Raw genomic sequence first — 18,569 nt, forward strand, 5'->3', positions numbered from 1 at the left:
CCGGCGCCGCGAGGCGTTCCGGCCATCGCCGCGCGTGTCGTGCGGACGCCGCGGCACCGGGTTCGGCGATCTCCCCGGGCGGTGCCGCACGGGCTGGCAGGGTGGGAAATGCCACGTTGACCTCGCGGCCGGGCAGGTCGGCTTTGCGGCGATTCCTGGCTACGCTGGCGCGTGAGCGGCGCCACAACGAGGTGGCGAAGGGTCTCTAGGGGAGTTTTGATGGGCGGCATGCTCGATCCAGCGAAGGACGACCTGCTCCGGCGGGCCGCGGAGACGTGCGCGGGACGCCAGGGAGCGCGCGGCGGAGACGTGGAGGAGTCCTACGCCTACCTCCGGCTCTACTACCGGCACGTCGCCCGCGAGGATCTGGCCGACCGGGATCCGGCCGACATCTGCGGTCCCGCGCTGGCGCACCGGGCACTGGGCGAGGAGCGGCCGCAGGGACGCGCGAAGGTGCGGGTCTTCACGCCGTCGCTGGAGGAGTACGGCTGGGACCCGGGCCACACGGTCCTGCAGGTCGTCACCGACGACATGCCCTACCTGGTCGACTCGGTGACCATGGAGCTCACCCGGCACCAGCTGGCCACCCACATGATCGTCCACCCGCTGCTGGGCGTCGACCGCGACGTCGCCGGCCACCTGAAGGCGTTCCGCGGCAAGCTCGACAGCGACACCGACATCGACGAGTCGTGGATCCACATCGAGGTGGACCGCACAAGCGACCGGTCCGTCCTGGAGAACCTGGAGCGGGACCTGTTGCGCGTCCTGCAGGACGTGCGGGTCGCCGTCGAGGACGAACCGAAGATGCGGTCCCGGGCGGGGGAGATCGCCGCCTCGATCCGGGAGACCGCGCCGCCACTGCCGGACAAGGAGATCGACGAGGGCGTCGAGCTGCTCGACTGGCTGGCGGACGGCCACTTCACGTTCCTCGGCTACCGCGAATACACGCTGACCGAGGACGGAACCGCGCTGCGTCCCGAGCCGGGCACCGGCTTCGGCCTCCTGCGCAGCGACAAGCGCGAGTCCGACAGCTTCGCCGCGCTGCCGCCCGAGGTGCGCGAGAAGGCGACCGAGAAGCGTCTCCTGGTGCTCACCAAGGCGAACTCGCGTTCCACCGTCCACCGGCCCCTGTACCTGGACTACATCGGGGTGAAGAAGTTCGACGGGTCCGGCGCCGTCATCGGCGAGCGGCGGTTCCTCGGCCTGTTCACCCACGTCGCCTACAGTGCGTCGATCGCGCACATCCCCGTCCTCAAGCGCAAGCTGGAAGAGGTGCTGGAACTCGCCGGGTTCACCGCCGACAGCTACGACGGGCAGGACCTCGTCGAGATACTGGAGAGCTACCCGCGCGACGAGCTGTTCCAGATCTCCGTCGACGACCTGCTGCCGATCGCGCTCGGCGTCCTGCGGCTGCGTGAGCGCCGTCAGCTGAAGCTGTTCCTGCGCAAGGACCTGTACGGCCGGTTCATGTCGTGCATGGTGTACCTGCCGCGCGACCGGTACACGACCAAGGTCCGGCTGCGCATCCAGCACCTGCTGAAGGAGGCGTTCGAGGGCGTCAGCGTCGACTACAGCGCGAACGTCACCGAGTCGATGCTGGCGCGGCTGCACGTCGTGGTCCGCGGTGAGCGCGGCCGTCCGCTGCCCGACGTGGACGTCACGGACCTGGAGTCGCGGCTCGCCGCCGCCACCCGCTCCTGGGCCGACGACCTGGCCGACGCGATCGTCGAGCAGTGCGGCGAGGAACGGTCCGGGACGCTCGGCCGCCGGTTCGGGGACGCCTTCCCCGAGGCCTACAAGGCCGACTTCCCCGCCCGCACGGCGGTCGCCGACCTGCGCCGCCTCGAAGAGCTCAGCGGTGACGCCGACACCTCCATCAACCTGTACGAGCCGTACAGCGCCGAGCCCGGCGAACGCCGGATGAAGATCTACCGGCTGGGGGAGCCGATCGCGCTGTCGCGGATGCTCCCGCTGCTGCACAACATGGGCGTCGAGCTGATCGACGAGCGTCCCTACGAGATCAACACGTCCGACGAACAGCGGTTCTGGATCTACGACCTGGGACTGCGGTACGTGCCGCCCGCCGGCGTCCCCGAGGACGCCATCAAGGGCCTGTTCCAGGAGGCGTTCACCCGCCTGTGGAACGGCGAGATCGAGAACGACGGCTTCAACGCCCTCGTCCTGCACGTCGGCCTCCACTGGTGGCAGGCGATGATCCTGCGCGCCTACGCCCTGTACCTGCGGCAGACCGGCACCACGTTCTCCAAGCGCTACATCGAGCAGGTGCTGCTGCGGAACGCGTCCATCACCCGGCTGATCGTCCGGCTGTGGGAGAGCCGCCTCGACCCGTCGATCGCGGGCGGCGAGGACGAGCGCAGCCCCGGCATCATCGAGGAGATCCAGGGCAAGCTGGACGACGTCGCCAGCCTCGACGAGGACCGCATCCTGCGCGCCTACCTGGCGCTCGTCCAGGCGACCCTGCGCACCAACCACTACCAGGCCAAGCCGTACCTGGCGATGAAGTTCGACCCGCAGGCCATCCCGGACCTGCCGGAGCCCAGGCCGACCTACGAGATCTTCGTGTACTCGCCGAAGGTCGAGGGCGTGCACCTGCGGTTCGGGTCGGTGGCGCGCGGCGGGCTGCGCTGGTCCGACCGGCGCGAGGACTTCCGCACCGAGATCCTCGGCCTGGTCAAGGCGCAGGCGGTGAAGAACACCGTGATCGTCCCGGCGGGCGCGAAGGGCGGCTTCGTCGGCAAGCAGCTCCCCGACCCGTCCGTGGACCGGGAGGCGTGGCAGAAGGCCGGCATCGCCTGCTACACCGACTTCATCTCCGGCCTGCTCGACCTGACCGACAACCTCGTGGACGGCAAGGTCGTCCCGCCGCCGAACGTCGTCCGCCACGACGGCGACGACACCTACATGGTGGTCGCCGCCGACAAGGGCACCGCGACGTTCTCCGACCTCGCCAACAAGGTCGCCGCCGAGTACGGCTTCTGGCTCGGTGACGCGTTCGCGTCCGGCGGGTCGGTCGGCTACGACCACAAGGGCATGGGCATCACCGCCCGCGGCGGCTGGGAGTCGGTGAAGTACCACTTCCACTCCCTGGGCACCGACATCCAGAACGAGGACTTCACGGCCGTCGGCATCGGCGACATGTCCGGGGACGTGTTCGGCAACGGGATGCTGCTGTCCGAACACACCCGGCTCGTCGCCGCGTTCGACCACCGGCACATCTTCGTCGACCCCGAACCGGACGCCGCGACGTCGTTCGCCGAGCGCCGCCGCCTGTTCGAGCTGCCGCGCAGCAGCTGGGCCGACTACGACACCTCGCTGATCTCCAAGGGCGGCGGCGTGTACCCCCGCACCGCCAAGTCGATCGCGGTGACCCCCCAGATCAGCGAAGCCCTCGGCATCGACGACGGCGTGAAGGCCCTCACCCCGTACGAGCTGATCAAGGCCATCCTCAAGGCGCCCGTCGACCTGCTCTGGAACGGCGGCATCGGCACCTACGTCAAGTCGTCCCTGGAGAACAACGCCGAGGTCGGCGACAAGGCCAACGACCCCGTCCGGGTCAACGGCGCCGACCTGCGCTGCCTGGTGGTCGGCGAGGGCGGCAACCTCGGCGTGACGCAGCTCGGCCGCATCGAGTACGCCCGCGAGGGCGGGCGGGGCGGCGCAGCCACCGGCGCGAGGACGGGCGGGCGGATCAACACCGACTTCATCGACAACTCCGCGGGCGTCGACACCTCCGACCACGAGGTCAACATCAAGATCCTCCTCGACCAGGTGGTGCGGGACGGGGAGCTGACCGGCAAGCAGCGCGAGAACCTGCTGTACGAGATGACCGACGAGGTCGGACGGCTCGTCCTGCGCGACAACTACGCGCAGAACGTGGTGCTCGCCGCGTCCCGCGCGCAGGCGCCCGCGATGCTGCACATCCACGCCCGCTACCTGCGCAAGCTCGAACGGGAAGGCCGGCTGCTGCGCCGCCTGGAGTTCCTCCCCGACGACAAGGCGCTCGCCGAACGGCGGCAGTCGGGGCTCGGGCTCACCGGCCCCGAGTTCGCCGTCATGCTGGCCTACGCCAAACTCGCCCTCGACCACGACCTCGTCGCCTCCGACCTGGCCGACGACCCGTACCTGGAGTCCTGGCTGGTCGACTACTTCCCGACGCCGCTGCGCGACCGGTTCACCCGCTACATGGACCGGCACCCGCTGCGCCGCGAGATCATCACCACCGCCGTCGTGAACGACCTGGTCAACGCGAGCGGCTCCACGTTCGTGTTCCGGATGAACGAGGAGACCGGCGCGTCGTCGTCCGACATCGCCCGCGCCTACCTGGTCGCCCGCGACGTGTTCGGGATGCCGCGGTTCTGGGAGTCGGTGGAGGGCCTGTCGCAGCAGGTCGCGCAGTCCACGCAGATCGCGATGCTGCTGGAGGCGCGCAAGCTCACCGAACGCGGTGCCCGCTGGCTGCTGCACAAGCGGCGGCCACCGTTCGACATCCGCGAGACCATCGACTTCTTCGGCGGCGGCGCGGCCACGCTGCGCACCCACCTGTCGAAGCTGCTGGTCGGGCTGGACCTCGCCGCGTTCGAGCAGCGCCGCGACGGCTTCGCCGAGCTGGGCGTCCCGGACGATCTGGCCGAGCAGTGCGCGACGTTCGTCCCCGCGTTCTCCACGTTCGACCTGGTGGGCATCGCCCACGACACGGGCCGCCCGGTGGAGGAGGTCGCCGAGGTCTACTTCGACCTCGCCGACCGGTTGCAGCTGTCCCGGATGCGCGAACGCATCATCGCGCTGCCGCGTGACGACAAGTGGCGTTCGATGGCGCGCTCCGCGCTCCGCGACGACCTCTACACGGCGCACGCGGCGCTCACCCAGGACGTCCTCGTCACCAGCGAGCCCGGTCTGAACCCCGAGGAGCGCATGGTCCACTGGGCGGACAAGAACAAGCCCGCCGTCCAGCGCGCCCAGCAGACCCTCAGCGAAATCTGGGAGAGCGACAGCTTCGACCTGGCGACCCTGTCGGTGGCCCTGGGCGCGATCCGCACCCTCGTCACCGCCAGTTCCCTCCCGTCCACGGATTCCTGACACTCACGTGTGGCGTGCCGCCGGCCGGCGGCACGCCGCACGTCGGCACAGCACCGCCGGATGCCGGGACGCTCCCGCTGCAGCGGTCAGAAGAGCGGGACCGCCCGGCATCCGACGGAGATCGGAGTTCCTCAGTTCACCTGACGCCGACGGCCTTGCGGTACATGCCGTTGACGGTGGCGCGGCCCTTCGGTGGAACGGTGGCCAGGTACTGCACGAGGACGGTCGTGTCCATCCGCGTCCGTGCGGACCTCGCCGGGGCCAGCCCGACGAGGTCACCGCTTACCGCCAGCCTGCCCCGCCGGGACGCGGAGTACGCCTCGTGCTGCTTCAGGACATACCAGACCAGAGCCCCGCGATCCTTGGTGCGCAGCGCGTGGACGGTGTACGGGGTGGCGGAGAACCTGGACGACAGCGTCACACCCCGTCCGGCCAGGGTCTGCTCGCCCTGCTTCAGCGCCTTGTACGTATCGCTGGTCCTCGGGCCGTCCGCCAGGGCGGACGCGCCCGCCGCGCCGGGCCCGTCGGTCAGCAGCGCCGCGTGCGTCGCGGGCAGCTTCCCGGGTGGGACGGCGAGGTCCTTGACCTCCGGGCCGACCGGGGTGGCGTAGCCGTCCGGGTCGAGCGCCACCCGGCTCAGCGCGGCGTCCGCCGGGTGGGGGTCGGCGGCCAGCAGCCACGGCGCCCCCTCCTTGGCCCGCGTGAACAGCATCGCGTGCCGCACCGCCTGCTTTCCCCGGCCGGTGACGGCGCCGACGGCGAACCAGTGCGGATAGCCGGTCAGCCGCGGGATGTAGAACGCCGTGTCCGTGTACCGCAGTTTCGGTGGCGGCTGCTTGACGGCACGCCGGAGCTTGAAGGCCGCGGCGTCCATGGTCAGCTGCGGGTCGGTCTCGATCGTGTGCAGGACTCTCCGGTCGAGGCGCCGCCCCGCCCGGTTGGCCGCGTCGGTGTAGGAGGCCAGTACGCGCTGCGCCTGCTCCTTGTTCAGCGGTGGCGCCCCGGCCGGCTTCGCCGGGTCGGCGGATGATGCGTCACCCGAGCATCCCGCGCTCAACACCGCGGTGAGCAGGCTGGGTACGAGAAGCAGGGCGACGGAGACGGTACGTGCGGGCATTCGGCCCCCCGAATGGTGACGGCGATCCGGACCGTCCGCCATCCTCGCAGAGTGACCATAGGGTCACGCTACGAACACAAAAGCCAGCCGAAGATCTTCTGGGACCTGTGTGGAGACCAGGGACGCACCAACCCAAGGCCCGCCCCGGTCCCGCAACGACAAAAACCGTCGCGAGCGCGTCCGAAGGCAGGTTTCGAGCCTGCGGGAAACTACGCGGACTCCTGCTGGCGCATCCAGCGGATCTCGGCCTCGATGAACTCGTCGATGTCGCCGTCCAGGACCCCGGACGGGTTGCCCACCTCAACGCCGGTGCGCAGGTCCTTCACGATCTGGTACGGGTGCAGCACGTAGTTGCGGATCTGCGTGCCCCAGCTGCTGGTGCCCTCGCCGCGCAGCGCGGACATCTTCTCCGCCTCCTCCTGGCGCTTGCGCTCCAGGAGCTTGGCCTGCAGGACGTTCATCGCCGTGGCCTTGTTCTGGATCTGGCTGCGCTCGTTCTGGCAGGACACGACGATCCCGGTCGGGATGTGGGTGATCCGCACCGCCGAGTCGGTGGTGTTGACGCCCTGGCCGCCCGGCCCCGACGACCGGTACACGTCCACGCGGAGGTCGTTCTCGTCGATGTCGACGTGGTCGCTCTGCTCGACAACCGGCACGACGTCCAGGCCCGCGAACGATGTCTGGCGGCGGCCCTGGTTGTCGAACGGGGAGATGCGGACCAGCCGGTGGGTGCCGTGCTCGCCGCGCAGCGTCCCGTAGGCGTAGGGGGCCTTCACCGCGAAGGTCGTGGACTTGATCCCGGCCTCTTCGGCGTAGGACGTCTCGTAGACCTCCGTCGGGTACTTGTGCCGCTCGGCCCAACGCAGGTACATCCGCTGGAGCTGCTCGGCCCAGTCGGCCGCGTCGATGCCGCCGGCCTGCGCGTTGATGGTGACCAGCGCCTCACGGGCGTCGTACTCGCCCGACATGAGGGTGCGGACCTCGAGCTGCTGGACGGCCTTGCGCAGCGCCGCCATCTCCTCGTCCGCCTCCGTGCGCGTGTCGGCGTCGTCCATCTCCTTGGCGAGTTCGTACAGGGTCGCGGCGTCGTCGAGCCGCTGCCGCAGGGCCTCGACCTTCCCCAGTTCGCTTTCCAGGTACGACAGGCGGCGCGTCACCGACTGAGCCCGCTCCTGGTCGCTCCACAGGTCAGGGTCGGCCGACTGCTCGCGCAGCTCGGCGATGTCGCGCCGCATGCCGTCGAGGTCCAGCACCTGCTCGATGCTGGTGAGTGTCGAGCCGAGCTCCTTGAGCTGCTCTTCGGGTTCGATGCCTGCCACGCTCCCGAGCCTATCGCCGTCCGGGCACTACAATGCTCACGGCCGTTCTGCCGCCGCCCACCGCCGACCCGCCGCGTCCTGGCGCGCTGATCCGCGTCCGGCGGGAGCGCACGGCCAATATCATGTAGGTGGCAGAATCACGGGCCGAGGAAGCCGGCCGGAGAGCGGCCGGCGGGGACGCCCGTCCGGGGGATGGTCTGTGCAGAGGTTCACGCGGGTGGTCGCGGCCGGGGTGCTGCTCATCCTGGCGGTCGCCGTCGTGGGCTGCGCCGAGGGCAGGACGGAGGCGCGGCCGACCGTCAGCATGCCCACGACCTCCCCGCCCGAGCCGGTCGCGATGACCCCCGAGGTCGCGGAGCGGGCGTTCCGCTCCTACGTCACCGACGAGGACGTGGCCAGGGCCGCCGGGGACGAGCGGCTGGCGCTGACCTGGACGTCCGACGGCCAGTCCCAGCTCACCGCGGCGGAGTTCCGCGAGGCCGCCTACGACGGCGACCCGGTGCGGCGCTTCGACTATGGCGAGCCCGAGCTGTACGTCCCGAAGCTGAAGGACGCCGGCTATCCGCAGTGGTTCATGGTGTCGGTGGACCGCTCGGTCCTCGGCAAGCGCAAGAGTGAGCGCAGGGTGCTGATGGCGTTCATCCTGCGTGACCCGTCCGAGCACTGGAAGCTCACGCTCACGACCGTCATGCGGCGGAAGACGAAGGTACCGGAGGTCGCGATCGACGACGACGGCTACGCGGAGGCGCTCGGCACGGACGACACGTCCGTCCTGATCCGTCCCCGCGACGTCATCGGCATCCACGCGACGATCGCCGCGGAGGGCGGCGGCAGCGTCGCCGCCAAGGTGATGAAGCCCGGTCCCGTCACCACCGGTTTCTACAAGGACGCCAAGCGTGACACGAAGAAGGCGAAGGAGGAGGACCTCACGCTCCAGGTCGTCCACACGGCCACGCCCTTCCCCTACTTCGGCGTCCGGACGGAGAACGGCGGCGGCCTGATCGTCTACTCGCTGTTCCGCAACACCTCGCTCATCGCCAAGGACCCGGACACGCCCAAGCCGGAGATCCCGGAGGAGGCGGAGCACCTGCTGGACGGCACCGTCGAGGGCAAGCAGGTCGACACGGCCGCGACCCTGCACTTCGCGGCGTACGACCCTCCGCGCGCCGAGAAGGGCAAGCAGCCGAAGGCGCACGTCATCGCCGACGAGGGCACGATCACCAAGGCCGCCACCCCGCCGCTCGAGAAGCAGCCCTGACGCGGAACGGTCCTGACTCGGAGCAGCCCTGACGCACGTTCGGCCGCGGGCGCCTTTCAGCCGTAGACCCGCTGCAGGACCAGCGCGGCGAACAGCAGGGCGACGAGCGCCGCGAGAACGAGGGCCGGCGAGCCGGACAGGCCGTGGCGGTGCACTTCCGACCGAGCCTCCCGGCACGTGGGGCAGCGCCCCTCGACCACCGGGTTCGAGCACCGAGCGCAGATCAGATGTTCGCAGCTCATGTCGTGGGCCCCAATCTCGGAGAACGGCACGCGGGTCCGTGCGGGGAAGCGTCGACCTGTCTGGTGTCCGTCGACCTATTAGGTATCTTTCGCCATCATCCAGCGTAGCCGGACTGTATGGTCGTTCCGGCAAGTCCGGGAGCTTGAAGGTATGAAACGGCCGGACGTCGGGAGACGGTTCACATGGCACTGATCGGACGGCGCACGCTGTTCGGGCGATGTGGCCGCCCCGGGCACACCCACCACGCCGAGTGGGACGAGACAGTTGACCGTCCCCTCTACACTGCTCGAAGGCACCGCGTCCCGCCTGGTCGCGGAGCCGGGCGGCGCAGACCTGCGGGCACGGACGATTCCGTGGCCGGCGGGCCGGGCCGCTCCCCAACCCCGAGAGACCGAACCGCCGTGATGCAGCCGTGATCCATTTCGACAACGTCACCAAGGTCTATCCGAGCCAGAACCGGCCCGCCCTGCAGCACGTGAACGTCGCCATCGAAAAGGGCGAGTTCCTGTTCCTGGTGGGTCCGTCCGGCTCCGGAAAGTCGACCTTCCTGCGCCTCGTGCTGAAGGAGGAGCGTCCTTCCCAGGGTCACGTTCACGTGGCGGGCAAGGACCTGAGCAGGCTGAGCAACTGGAAGGTGCCGCACCTGCGCCGCAGGATCGGCTGCGTCTTCCAGGACTTCCGCCTCCTGCCGAACAAGAACGTCTTCGAGAACGTCGCGTTCGCCCTCGAGGTGATCGGCAAGCCGAGGCGTTTCATCGGCAAGGTCGTCCCCGAGGTCATCGACCTCGTCGGTCTGGAGGGCAAGGCCCACCGGATGCCGGACGAGCTGTCCGGCGGTGAGCAGCAGCGCGTCGCCATCGCGCGGGCGTTCGTCAACCGGCCGATGATCCTGCTGGCGGACGAGCCGACGGGCAACATCGACCCTGCGACATCGATCGGCATCATGAAGGTGCTGGACCGGATCAACCGGACCGGCACCACCGTCGTCATGGCCACCCATGACGCCGCGATCGTCGACGCCTTCCGCAAGCGCGTCGTCGAACTGGAGGACGGACGCGTCGTCCGCGACCAGTCGCGCGGTGTGTACGGGCAGGCCTACTAAACGTGTTCGCCGGAGGGTGCGGGAGATCGTCCGCCCGCGATGACCCGGGCCGGGGCCCGGATCCCCTCCATGGCACTTCCATCTGAACCATCGATTCCTGCCGGGTCGTACGACACCCCGAAGGCCCACAGGCAGGAAAGCCCCGCATCGGGCCCGCGTTCCAACGCGGGACGACCCAGGCGTCCGGCGGGACACAGGCGATCAAGGACAGCGAGGCATGCGCGTACAGTTCGTTCTCCAGGAGATCTGGATCGGTCTCCGCAGGAACATGACGATGACGATCTCTCTCGTCATCACCGTCGCCATCGCCATGGCGCTCTTCGGCACCGGGCTGCTCCTCAGACAGCAGGTCGACTCGTCCAAGAGCTACTGGTACGACAAGATCGAGGTCTCGATCTTCCTGTGCGCCAAGACGAGCTCGAATCCCAGTTGCCAGAAGCAGGACGTCACCGCTCAGCAGCGGGAGACGCTCAAGGCGCAACTGGAGAAGATGCCGCAGGTCTCCGCGGTCGAGTACGAGGACAAGCAGCAGGCGTTCAAGAGGTTCAAGGACAACTTCGCGGGCTCCCCCGGCTTCGTGGAGAGCACCCGTGAGGGCGACATTCCCGACTCGTTCCGGGTCAAGCTGCAGAACCCCGAGGAGTACAAGGCGGTCGCGCAGGCGATGCTCGGCCAGCCGGGCGTCGACACCGTGATCAACGAACAGGAGATCCTGAAGCGCTTCTTCCGGATCCTCAACGGCCTGCAGGTGGCGGCGCTGACGATCGCGCTGATCCAGGTGGTCGCCGCGGTGATGCTCGTCGGCAACACGGTCCGGCTGTCGGCGTTCAACAGGCGCCGCGAGACCGGCATCATGCGGCTGGTCGGCGCGTCCAACACCTATATCCAGATGCCGTTCATCCTGGAGGGCGCCATCGCCGGCCTGATCGGCGGGATCTTCTCGGCCATCCTGCTGGTGTTCAGCAAGACGCTGCTGATCGACAGATTGGCGGGGGACGTCCAGCTCGTCAGCCAGCTCGGCTGGAGCACGGTGATAGCCGTCATCGTCCTCTCGATCTGTTTCGGTGTGCTGCTGTGCGCGGTCGCGTCGTTCCTCACACTGCGCAGATATCTGAAGATCTGATGTGGTGACCGGATCCGGTGGAGGCACCGGATCCGGCGGCTCACCTCGTCCTATACTTGCCGCATGTTCCGGTCTGCGCCGCTCCAGGGGAGGCGGCCCCGGCGACCGACCGCCCGCACCGGCCGAGCAGCGCGCCCGGATGGTGCCGCGCGGCCTGAACGCGACAGAGCCGGGCGACGGGTGAACCGCCGGGCAACGACTGAGACGCCGGACAAGGACGGATGACGTGGCACGCGACACCGGGCGCAAGAAGGACACCGGACGCAAGCTCATCGCCCAGAACAAACGGGCGCGCTACGACTACCACGTCGACGAGACGTGGGAGGCGGGCATGGTGCTGATGGGCACCGAGGTCAAGGCCCTGCGCGCCGGACGCGCCTCCCTCGCCGACGGCTACGCGCACGTGATGGACGGGGAGGTGTGGCTGGAACACGTCCATATCCCCGAGTACACGCAGGGCACCTGGACCAATCACGCGCCGCGCCGGCGCCGCAAGCTGCTGCTGCACAAGCGCGAGATCCAGAAGATCATCGCCAAGTCGTCGGAGCCGGGCTGGACTCTGATCCCGCTCGCGCTGTACTTCAAGGACGGCAAGGCCAAGGTCGAGATCGGGCTGGCCCGTGGTAAGAAGGCCTACGACAAGCGCCAGGCCATCGCCAAGCGGGAAGCCGATCGCGAGATGCAGAAGGCGGCGGCGGCCCGGTTCAGGAGACGGTGAAGGGTGTCGATGACGAACCGAGGCCGGAGGCGGGGGACCGGTGGGATCCGGGCGATGCGGCGCCGGGCGATCGCGCTGACGGTCTGCGGCGCCCTCGTCGCGGGCATGACGACCGGATGCTGGGCCGAGCGTTCCCCGCTGCCCGCCGTCCGCGACTTCCTGATCGCCTGGCAGGTCGGCAACTTCGAAGCCGCGGCCGGCAACACCGTCGGCGCCGACGGGAAGCAGGTCGAGGACGCGCTGAGCCGGGTCCGCCGGCAACTCGACGCCGCGTCCCTGCGGCTGTCGCTCGGCACGGGCGTCGCCGACAGCGACGTCGACCAGATCATCAAGAAGGGCGACGAGGCCGACGCGCGCTTCACCGTGAAGATCGACCTCGGTGAGAACGGCCAGCCGTGGGAGTACCCCGGGCTGATGCACCTGCGCCGCGTCGGCGGCCAGTGGAAGGTCGTCTGGAGCCCCTCGATCATCCACACGAGCCTGAAGCCCGGGCAGCGGCTCGCCGTCGTGACCGACGAACCCGAGCGCGCCCCCCTCACCGACACGCACGGCCGTTCCCTGATGCACGAGGTCGGCGCCTACGACGTCGGGGTGTTCCCCGGGCAGCTCGCCGACCCGAAGAAGACCCTCGACCTCCTCGCCAAACAGACCAAGATCGACGGTGGCCGCCGGCTGGACGCCGAACGCCTCCTCGGCCGCGTCCGGTCCGCCCCGCCGCAGGACTTCCTGCCGCTGCTCACCCTGCAGGTCCCCGCGCACAACGCCCTCATCAGGCGGCTCAACAACATTCCCGGGCTGAAGTTCAACGGCGTCAGGGCGCCGATCGCCCCCGCCTTCGCGCCCGAGCTGGTCGGCACCCTCGGCCCCGCCACCGCCGACCGCCTCCAGCAGGTCGGCGCCCCCTACCAGCCGGGCGACACGATCGGCGTCAGCGGCATCCAGCTCCTCCAGCAGCGCCGTCTCGCCGGCACGCCCACCGTCCGCGTCGTGGCGCAGGACGAGTCCGGGAAGAACACCGAGGAACTGCGCTCCTGGGAGGGTCAGCAGCCGCAGGAGGTCCAGACCACCCTCGACCCCGCCTTCCAGCGCAAGGCCGACAAGGCGCTCGCGGGCGTGCGGTACCCGGCGTCCATGGTGGTGGTGCGCCCGAGCACCGGCGAGGTGCTCGCCGTGTCCAACCACGGGACGAACGGGCGGAACCTCGCGTTCGAAGGCAAGTACCCGCCCGGGCTGACGTTCGGGATCGTCTCCGCCGAGGCCCTGTTCTCCAAGGCCGGCATCAACCAGGACACCGAGACCACCTGCCCGGGCAGCGTCACCGTCGGCGGCGAGACGTTCACCAACAGGGCCCGTCGCGACAGCACCTTCGACAACCACTTCGCCGCGTCCTGCAAGACGACCCTCGCGCAGCTCAGCACCAAGCTGGACGCGCAGACCCTCGTCAACGAGGCGGCCCAGCTCGGCATCGGCAAGAACTGGGGCCTGACCATCCCCGCCTTCACCGGCTCCGTGCCGACCCCCGCCAACGACGGCGAGAAGGCCGCCGCCATGATCGGGGAAGGCGACGTCCAGGTGAGCCCCCTCGCCATGGCCCTCGTCGCCGCCGCCGCACAGAACGGCACCTGGAAGCCCCCGTACGTCCTCAAGGACATCCCGAAGACCGTTCAGGCGCCCCCGCCGCAGAACCTCCGCCCCGAGTCGATCGCGAGCCTCAAGAAGATCCTCGGCCGCACCGCGTCCCACGGCAGCGCCCGCGGCGCCCGCGTCTCCGGCGACGTCGTCGGCGTCGCCGCCCTCACCGCCTACCGGGACGGCGACAGCAACAAGACCGTCTCCTGGTTCGTCGGCTCCAGCAACGACCGCGCCTTCGCCATCGCCGTCGAAGGCCGCGCCAACGCCGCCGGGATCGCCGCCGAGTTCCTCGGCCGCCGCTGACCGAACCACCGTCCGACCGGGCGCGTGACAACTTTGTGATCTCTTTGCCTGGGAGAGGCAACCAACCCGCCGCGCCCGAGCGTCTTTACGGGTGACTGAGATCCCGCTCGGGGGGTTGCGGGCTCAGTCGCCGTGAGGAGACCAGAGCCTCGTCTCGGGGGAGGCTCTGCCGTCCGGACCGGCCCGACCCTGCCGGTCGACCCCGGTGGGTGCGACACACTCGCACCCACCGGGGTTCACGGCTGTCCCCGGGAATCACATTGCCGTCCCGCACGTTAACCTTGTAACGTCATCGTGCGGACGTCCCCGGACATCCGCTTTGACAACTCAACATGGGGGTGACCGGCTTCGACTTCGGTCGTTCGAGCCAGGGGAAGCGGGTCGAGGGTTGCTGTCGTGACCTCGTAAATCCTGTGACAGCAAACCAATAACTGCCAACAAGCAGCAGTCCGAGTTCGCACTCGCCGCCTGAGGCGAGTAGCCAACTCTGTCAGCCCGGGAGCGTCTCCGACCCGGGGTCTGGCATCGTAAGGAGACTCCACCTGCAAGCCCGGCCGCGGGACCTGTAGGAAAAACAAACAGCGGCTGAGCCCGTCGGCGACACGCCTGCGTGAGTGCCGGGGCTGAGAAAGCGCCAAGCAGGCTGCACCCGGAGAAGCCCTGACTTATCACCGAAGGACGCGGGTTCGATTCCCGCCACCTCCACTCTGGGCGACGTGTGCTCGCCGCGCGCTTCGCGCGTGGCTTCGCCGCGTCGTTCCGTTCTGTCTATCTGGGGGGGCGACCCCCAGACCCCCGATGTGGGGGCTCCGCCACTCTGGGCGACGTGTGCTCGCCGCGCGCTTCGCGCGTGGCTTCGCCGCGTCGTTCCGTTCTGTCTATCTGGGGGGCGACCCCCAGACCCCCGATGTGGGGGCTCCGCCCCACGCCCCTTGTGGGTCGGGGTTCTTGTTCGTCTTGATCATCGTGCGGGGTCATCTGGGCTGCGTATGCCGCCGCGCTCCGCGTGGCTTCGCCCCGACCGGGACGCCGGTCGGGGCTTTCTCATTGGGCTCGCCTACCTCGTTCCGCTGTGCGGAGAGGCGTACGCGGCACGATCGAGGAGGTCATGACCGCGTCCTGTGCCGCCGACGCTCTGTGCGTGCGGGCACGCCCTCATTTCTTGAGGGTCGCCATGGCGCGGTCGGGTTCCCAGTGGGCGCGCAGGGAGGTGATCTGGCCGGCTGCGTTGATCGTGTAGATGAGGACGCAGTCGATGGTCATGGTCGAGCCGTCGGCCATGGTGGTGGTGATCGTCGCTACGTTGGCGCAGCAGTCGCCGTTGGCGAAGGAGTCGGCGATGGTGAAGCGGAAGCCGGCGATGGTGGAGATGAAGGTGTCCCAGAAGGCGCCGATGCCGTCGTGGCCCCGGTGACCGTTGCCGGACGGGTCCAGGAACGACGGGCCCACGGGGTCCTCGACCAGGGCGTCCGGGGCGAAGAGGTTCAGCCAGGTGTCCTTGCGGCCGCCGATCACGGCCGTCATGGAGGCGCGGGCGGCCCGGCGGGCCGGGTGGTCGGCGTCCGGGGCGTTCCAGGCGATGGCGTCCATGGCTCCGGACTGTAACGTGTTCTCGTTCAGTGGTCGACCTTGGCGATGACCGTCTCGGCGAAGCGTTCGAGGTGCTCGATCTTCTTGTGCAGGGGCTCGGTGTCGGGGCCCTTGACGTAGGGCATGCGGAAGCCGACGATCACGTCGGTGACACCCTTGTCCTCCAGGCGTTTCACGCCGTCCGGTGTGTAGGCGTCCATGGAGATCACGTGGATCTCGAACGGGTCCGCCGTCTTGCCCTCGGCCTCGCGGATGCGGTTGATCCTGGCCAGGAGGTCGTCCAGGTCGTCTCCGCCCGCGTGCATCCAGCCGTCGCCGCGGACCACGGCGCGGCGCAGGGCCGCCTCGCTGTGCCCGCCGACCAGGATCGGAAACGGCTGCGCCGGCGTCATCTTGATCGCCGGGATGTCGAAGAACTCGCCGTGGAACTCGAAGTACCCGCCGCCGCTCAGCCCTCGCACGATGTCGACGGCCTCGTCCATCCGCTTGCCGCGCCGCTCCCACGGGACGCCCATGACCTCGAAATCCTCGGGCCACGGGCTGAGGCCCACGCCCAGGCCGAGCCGTCCGCCGGTCAGGCACGCGACCGAGGTCGCCTGCTTGGCCACCAGCACGGGCGGACGCACCGGCAGCTTGAGGACGAACGGGGTGAACCGGATACTGCTGGTCACGGCTCCCATGGCCGCGATCAGCGTGAAGGTCTCGATGAACGCCTTGTCCTCAAGGAACTCCCTGTTGCCGTCCGCGGTGTAGGGGTAGACCGAGTCAGACTCCTTCGGATAGACGAGCGAGTCGGCCACGGAGATGCTCGCGTACCCGGCCGCCTCGGCGGCCCTGGCCAGCGGCAGGTAGTAGGACGGGTCGGTCATCGCCTCGGCGTAGGTGAACCTCATCCAAAAATACTAGAACGTGTTCCACCTTTTGTACCAGGGGTTGCCCGGCCTATAGGGTCTGGCTGCGTGAGCCAACCGCACGTCCCCCCAGCGCCCAAGCCGTCCGGTTTCAAGGATCTGTTCAACGGTGTCGGCTATCTGCTGCGCGGCATCGGGTGGGCGGCCCGCCATCCGGCGCAGTGGCTGTTCGGCCTCATCCCCGCGCTGATCGTGCTGGCCGTCTACGGGGCGGCGCTGAGCTTCCTGGCGTTCCAGATCGACGACCTGGCCGGGTGGGTGACGGGGTTCGCGGACGACTGGTCGGACGCTCCGCGGACGTCGGCGCGGGTGGTCGCCGGGATCGCGATCTACGGCGCGTCCCTGTTCCTGGCGCTGATCACGTTCACGGCGGTGACGCTGCTGGTCGGGGATCCGTTCTATGAGGCCATCGCGGTGCGGGTCGAGGAGTCGCAGGGCGGCGCGCCGCCGGAGCCGGACGTCCCGCTGATGGTCCAGATCGGGCGGGCCGTCAAGGACACGCTGCTGCTCGGGGCCGTCGCGCTGGCGTTCGCGGTGGTGTTCTTCGCCTGCGGGTTCCTGCCCGTGGTGGGGCAGACGGTCGTGCCGGTGACCGCGGCGCTGGTGTCGGGGTACTTCCTGGCGGGCGAGCTGATGTCGATCGCGTTGGAGCGGCGCGGGATCCTCCGCAAGGAGCGGTTCAGGCGGATGAGGGCGAACCGGCCGCTGGTGGTCGGCTTCGGCGCCGCGACCGTTGTGGTGTTCCTCATTCCGCTGGGCGCGGTGCTCGCGATGCCGGGTGCGGTGGCGGGCGGGACGCTGCTGGCCAGGGAGCGGCTGGCGGACGATCCGCGGGCGGAGGAGACGCTGGTCACACCGGGAAACGGCGGATCGGCGAGCCATCACTGAGGCGATAGGAAGATGTGTCCGGAGCGTGATTACACATCGAAACTCAAGTGCTGATCTTCGCGTAACGTGTGCCGCATGTCCGATCAGGGGGAGCGCGGTGTGCGCTGGACCGATATGAGCGAGAGTGAGCCGCGGGACGAGTCCCCGGAGCCCGGCGATGCGACCGGCCCGCAGACGGCCTTCCCCGAGCCCGAGGTGCCCGAGGGCTCCCTGCCCGCCCCGGGTTCCGGGAAGGACGCGGGGGCGCACGATGTCTGGGGCGGCGTCGAGGACGACGACGTCCGGGTGGCACCCGTCTCGGAGGACGACTCGCCGCAGTGGGAGGGCGACCTGTTCGACGAGGGCGCCGGTGACGAGCGGTACACGCCGGCCGTCCCCACCGGGGTGGGTGGGCCGGCCAGACCCGGCAAGCCGAGCAGCGGCAACTGGCAGATGCCGGACTGGATGGCGGACGAGGCGTCCGCCGACGCCAAGCTCGGCGGTTCGCCCAAGCCGGCGCGCGATGTCCTGGACGATGGCGGCGGCCGGTCCCGGCTGCTGCTGTTCGGCGGGGTCGGGCTGCTGGTCATCGCTCTGGTCGCGGCCGCTGCCGTCTACTTCCTGAAGGGCGGCGGCGACGAGCCGGCGGAGGCGAACGGGAACGCCGGCCGGACGGCCGCGGAGCAGCCCGAGGCGCCGCAGGTGGAACTGCCGCCGGACAAGCGGCTCACGGCGTTCGCCGGTACCCCGAGCCGGGTGCTCGGGCGGGTCGCCGACCCTCATTCGGGGCTGGCGTACCCGCGGCTGGCCGCGCCCTGGAAGGTGCCCACCAAGCAGAACAAGCTGGGCACGGCCGGGTGGTCCGGCCAGCAGATCCTGGTGACGGAGCGGAGCGCCGGGCAGATCTGGTACGGGCAGCTGCTCACCGGCACGCTGCACCCGAGCATGCAGAACGCGTACCAGGGGCCCGACAGCGTCAAGAGCGTCGCCGCGCTGGTCGCCCAGGGGTACGAGGCGCAGTACTACGCGTTCCCGCACAAGACGGCGCCGCTGGCCTCGCAGCCCCTGACCGTGGACGGGCGCCCCGGCTGGCTGATCGCCTCGTACCTGACCTACCAGCGGGACGGGGTGAGGGCGACCGGTGAGGTCGTCGCCACCGCGGTGGTCGACACCGGCCGCAAGACGCCCGCCGTGGTGTTCGCGTCGCTGCCGAACACGCACAAGAAGATGTGGCCGGACGTGAACACGTTCTTCACCGGGCTGAAGATCGCCGCCTGACAAACCGAATG

At 69.5% G+C, this 18,569-nt stretch carries 12 protein-coding genes and 1 other RNA gene; 9 read left to right on the forward strand and 4 right to left on the reverse strand.

The window, feature by feature from the left end; all coding sequences use genetic code 11:
- Positions 1–219: 219 nt before the first annotated feature.
- Positions 220–5,097 (forward strand): NAD-glutamate dehydrogenase, encoded by a 4,878-nt coding sequence (locus ACGFK0_RS04115; protein ID WP_392899826.1) that lies wholly within the window; start codon positions 220–222, stop codon positions 5,095–5,097.
- Positions 5,098–5,233: 136 nt separating this feature from the next.
- Here the strand turns inward: ACGFK0_RS04115 and ACGFK0_RS04120 are convergent, their stop codons facing one another.
- Positions 5,234–6,214, reverse strand: coding sequence for a hypothetical protein (locus tag ACGFK0_RS04120; protein WP_392899829.1), 981 nt, complete (start codon positions 6,212–6,214; stop codon positions 5,234–5,236).
- 209 nt (positions 6,215–6,423) lie between these two features.
- The gene (gene prfB / locus ACGFK0_RS04125; RefSeq protein WP_392899830.1) at positions 6,424–7,533 is read right to left on the reverse strand and encodes a peptide chain release factor 2; all 1,110 of its coding nucleotides are present in this window, start codon (positions 7,531–7,533) and stop codon (positions 6,424–6,426) included.
- Between the two features lie 199 nt (positions 7,534–7,732).
- Between prfB and ACGFK0_RS04130 the strand changes: the two genes are divergently transcribed.
- The 6 genes from ACGFK0_RS04130 (at position 7,733) to ssrA (ending at position 14,620) form a co-directional block, all read left to right on the forward strand.
- Positions 7,733–8,791, forward strand: a complete 1,059-nt coding sequence (locus tag ACGFK0_RS04130; protein WP_392899832.1) for a hypothetical protein — start codon at positions 7,733–7,735, stop codon at positions 8,789–8,791.
- Positions 8,792–9,446: 655 nt separating this feature from the next.
- Entirely contained in the window at positions 9,447–10,136 is a 690-nt protein-coding gene (gene ftsE / locus ACGFK0_RS04135; RefSeq protein WP_067453578.1) for a cell division ATP-binding protein FtsE, read from the forward strand.
- A 217-nt stretch (positions 10,137–10,353) separates the two neighbouring features.
- Positions 10,354–11,259, forward strand: a complete 906-nt coding sequence (ftsX, locus tag ACGFK0_RS04140; RefSeq protein ID WP_392899836.1) for a permease-like cell division protein FtsX — start codon at positions 10,354–10,356, stop codon at positions 11,257–11,259.
- A 226-nt stretch (positions 11,260–11,485) separates the two neighbouring features.
- Positions 11,486–11,977, forward strand: coding sequence for an SsrA-binding protein SmpB (smpB, locus tag ACGFK0_RS04145; protein WP_392899839.1), 492 nt, complete (start codon positions 11,486–11,488; stop codon positions 11,975–11,977).
- A gap of 54 nt (positions 11,978–12,031) precedes the next feature.
- A complete protein-coding gene (locus tag ACGFK0_RS04150) occupies positions 12,032–13,912 on the forward strand; it encodes a penicillin-binding transpeptidase domain-containing protein (RefSeq protein WP_392899842.1) in 1,881 nt (626 codons plus the stop codon).
- 334 nt (positions 13,913–14,246) lie between these two features.
- Positions 14,247–14,620, forward strand: a transfer-messenger RNA (tmRNA) gene (gene ssrA, locus ACGFK0_RS04155).
- A 447-nt stretch (positions 14,621–15,067) separates the two neighbouring features.
- On the opposite strand, the gene ACGFK0_RS04160 is transcribed toward ssrA, so the two are convergent.
- On the reverse strand, positions 15,068–15,502 hold the full coding sequence (locus ACGFK0_RS04160; protein ID WP_392899845.1) for a nuclear transport factor 2 family protein: 435 nt from the start codon (positions 15,500–15,502) through the stop codon (positions 15,068–15,070).
- Between the two features lie 26 nt (positions 15,503–15,528).
- Positions 15,529–16,395, reverse strand: coding sequence for a TIGR03619 family F420-dependent LLM class oxidoreductase (locus ACGFK0_RS04165; RefSeq protein ID WP_392899848.1), 867 nt, complete (start codon positions 16,393–16,395; stop codon positions 15,529–15,531).
- Positions 16,396–16,461: 66 nt separating this feature from the next.
- On the opposite strand from ACGFK0_RS04165, the gene ACGFK0_RS04170 reads away from it, so the two are divergent.
- A complete protein-coding gene (locus tag ACGFK0_RS04170; RefSeq protein ID WP_392899851.1) occupies positions 16,462–17,301 on the forward strand; it encodes an EI24 domain-containing protein in 840 nt (279 codons plus the stop codon).
- Between the two features lie 75 nt (positions 17,302–17,376).
- Entirely contained in the window at positions 17,377–18,558 is a 1,182-nt protein-coding gene (locus ACGFK0_RS04175; RefSeq protein WP_392899854.1) for a hypothetical protein, read from the forward strand.
- The last annotated feature ends 11 nt before the right edge of the window (positions 18,559–18,569 follow it).

The sequence above is a fragment of the Spirillospora sp. NPDC048823 genome (assembly GCF_043198445.1).
Taxonomy (GTDB): domain Bacteria; phylum Actinomycetota; class Actinomycetes; order Streptosporangiales; family Streptosporangiaceae; genus Spirillospora.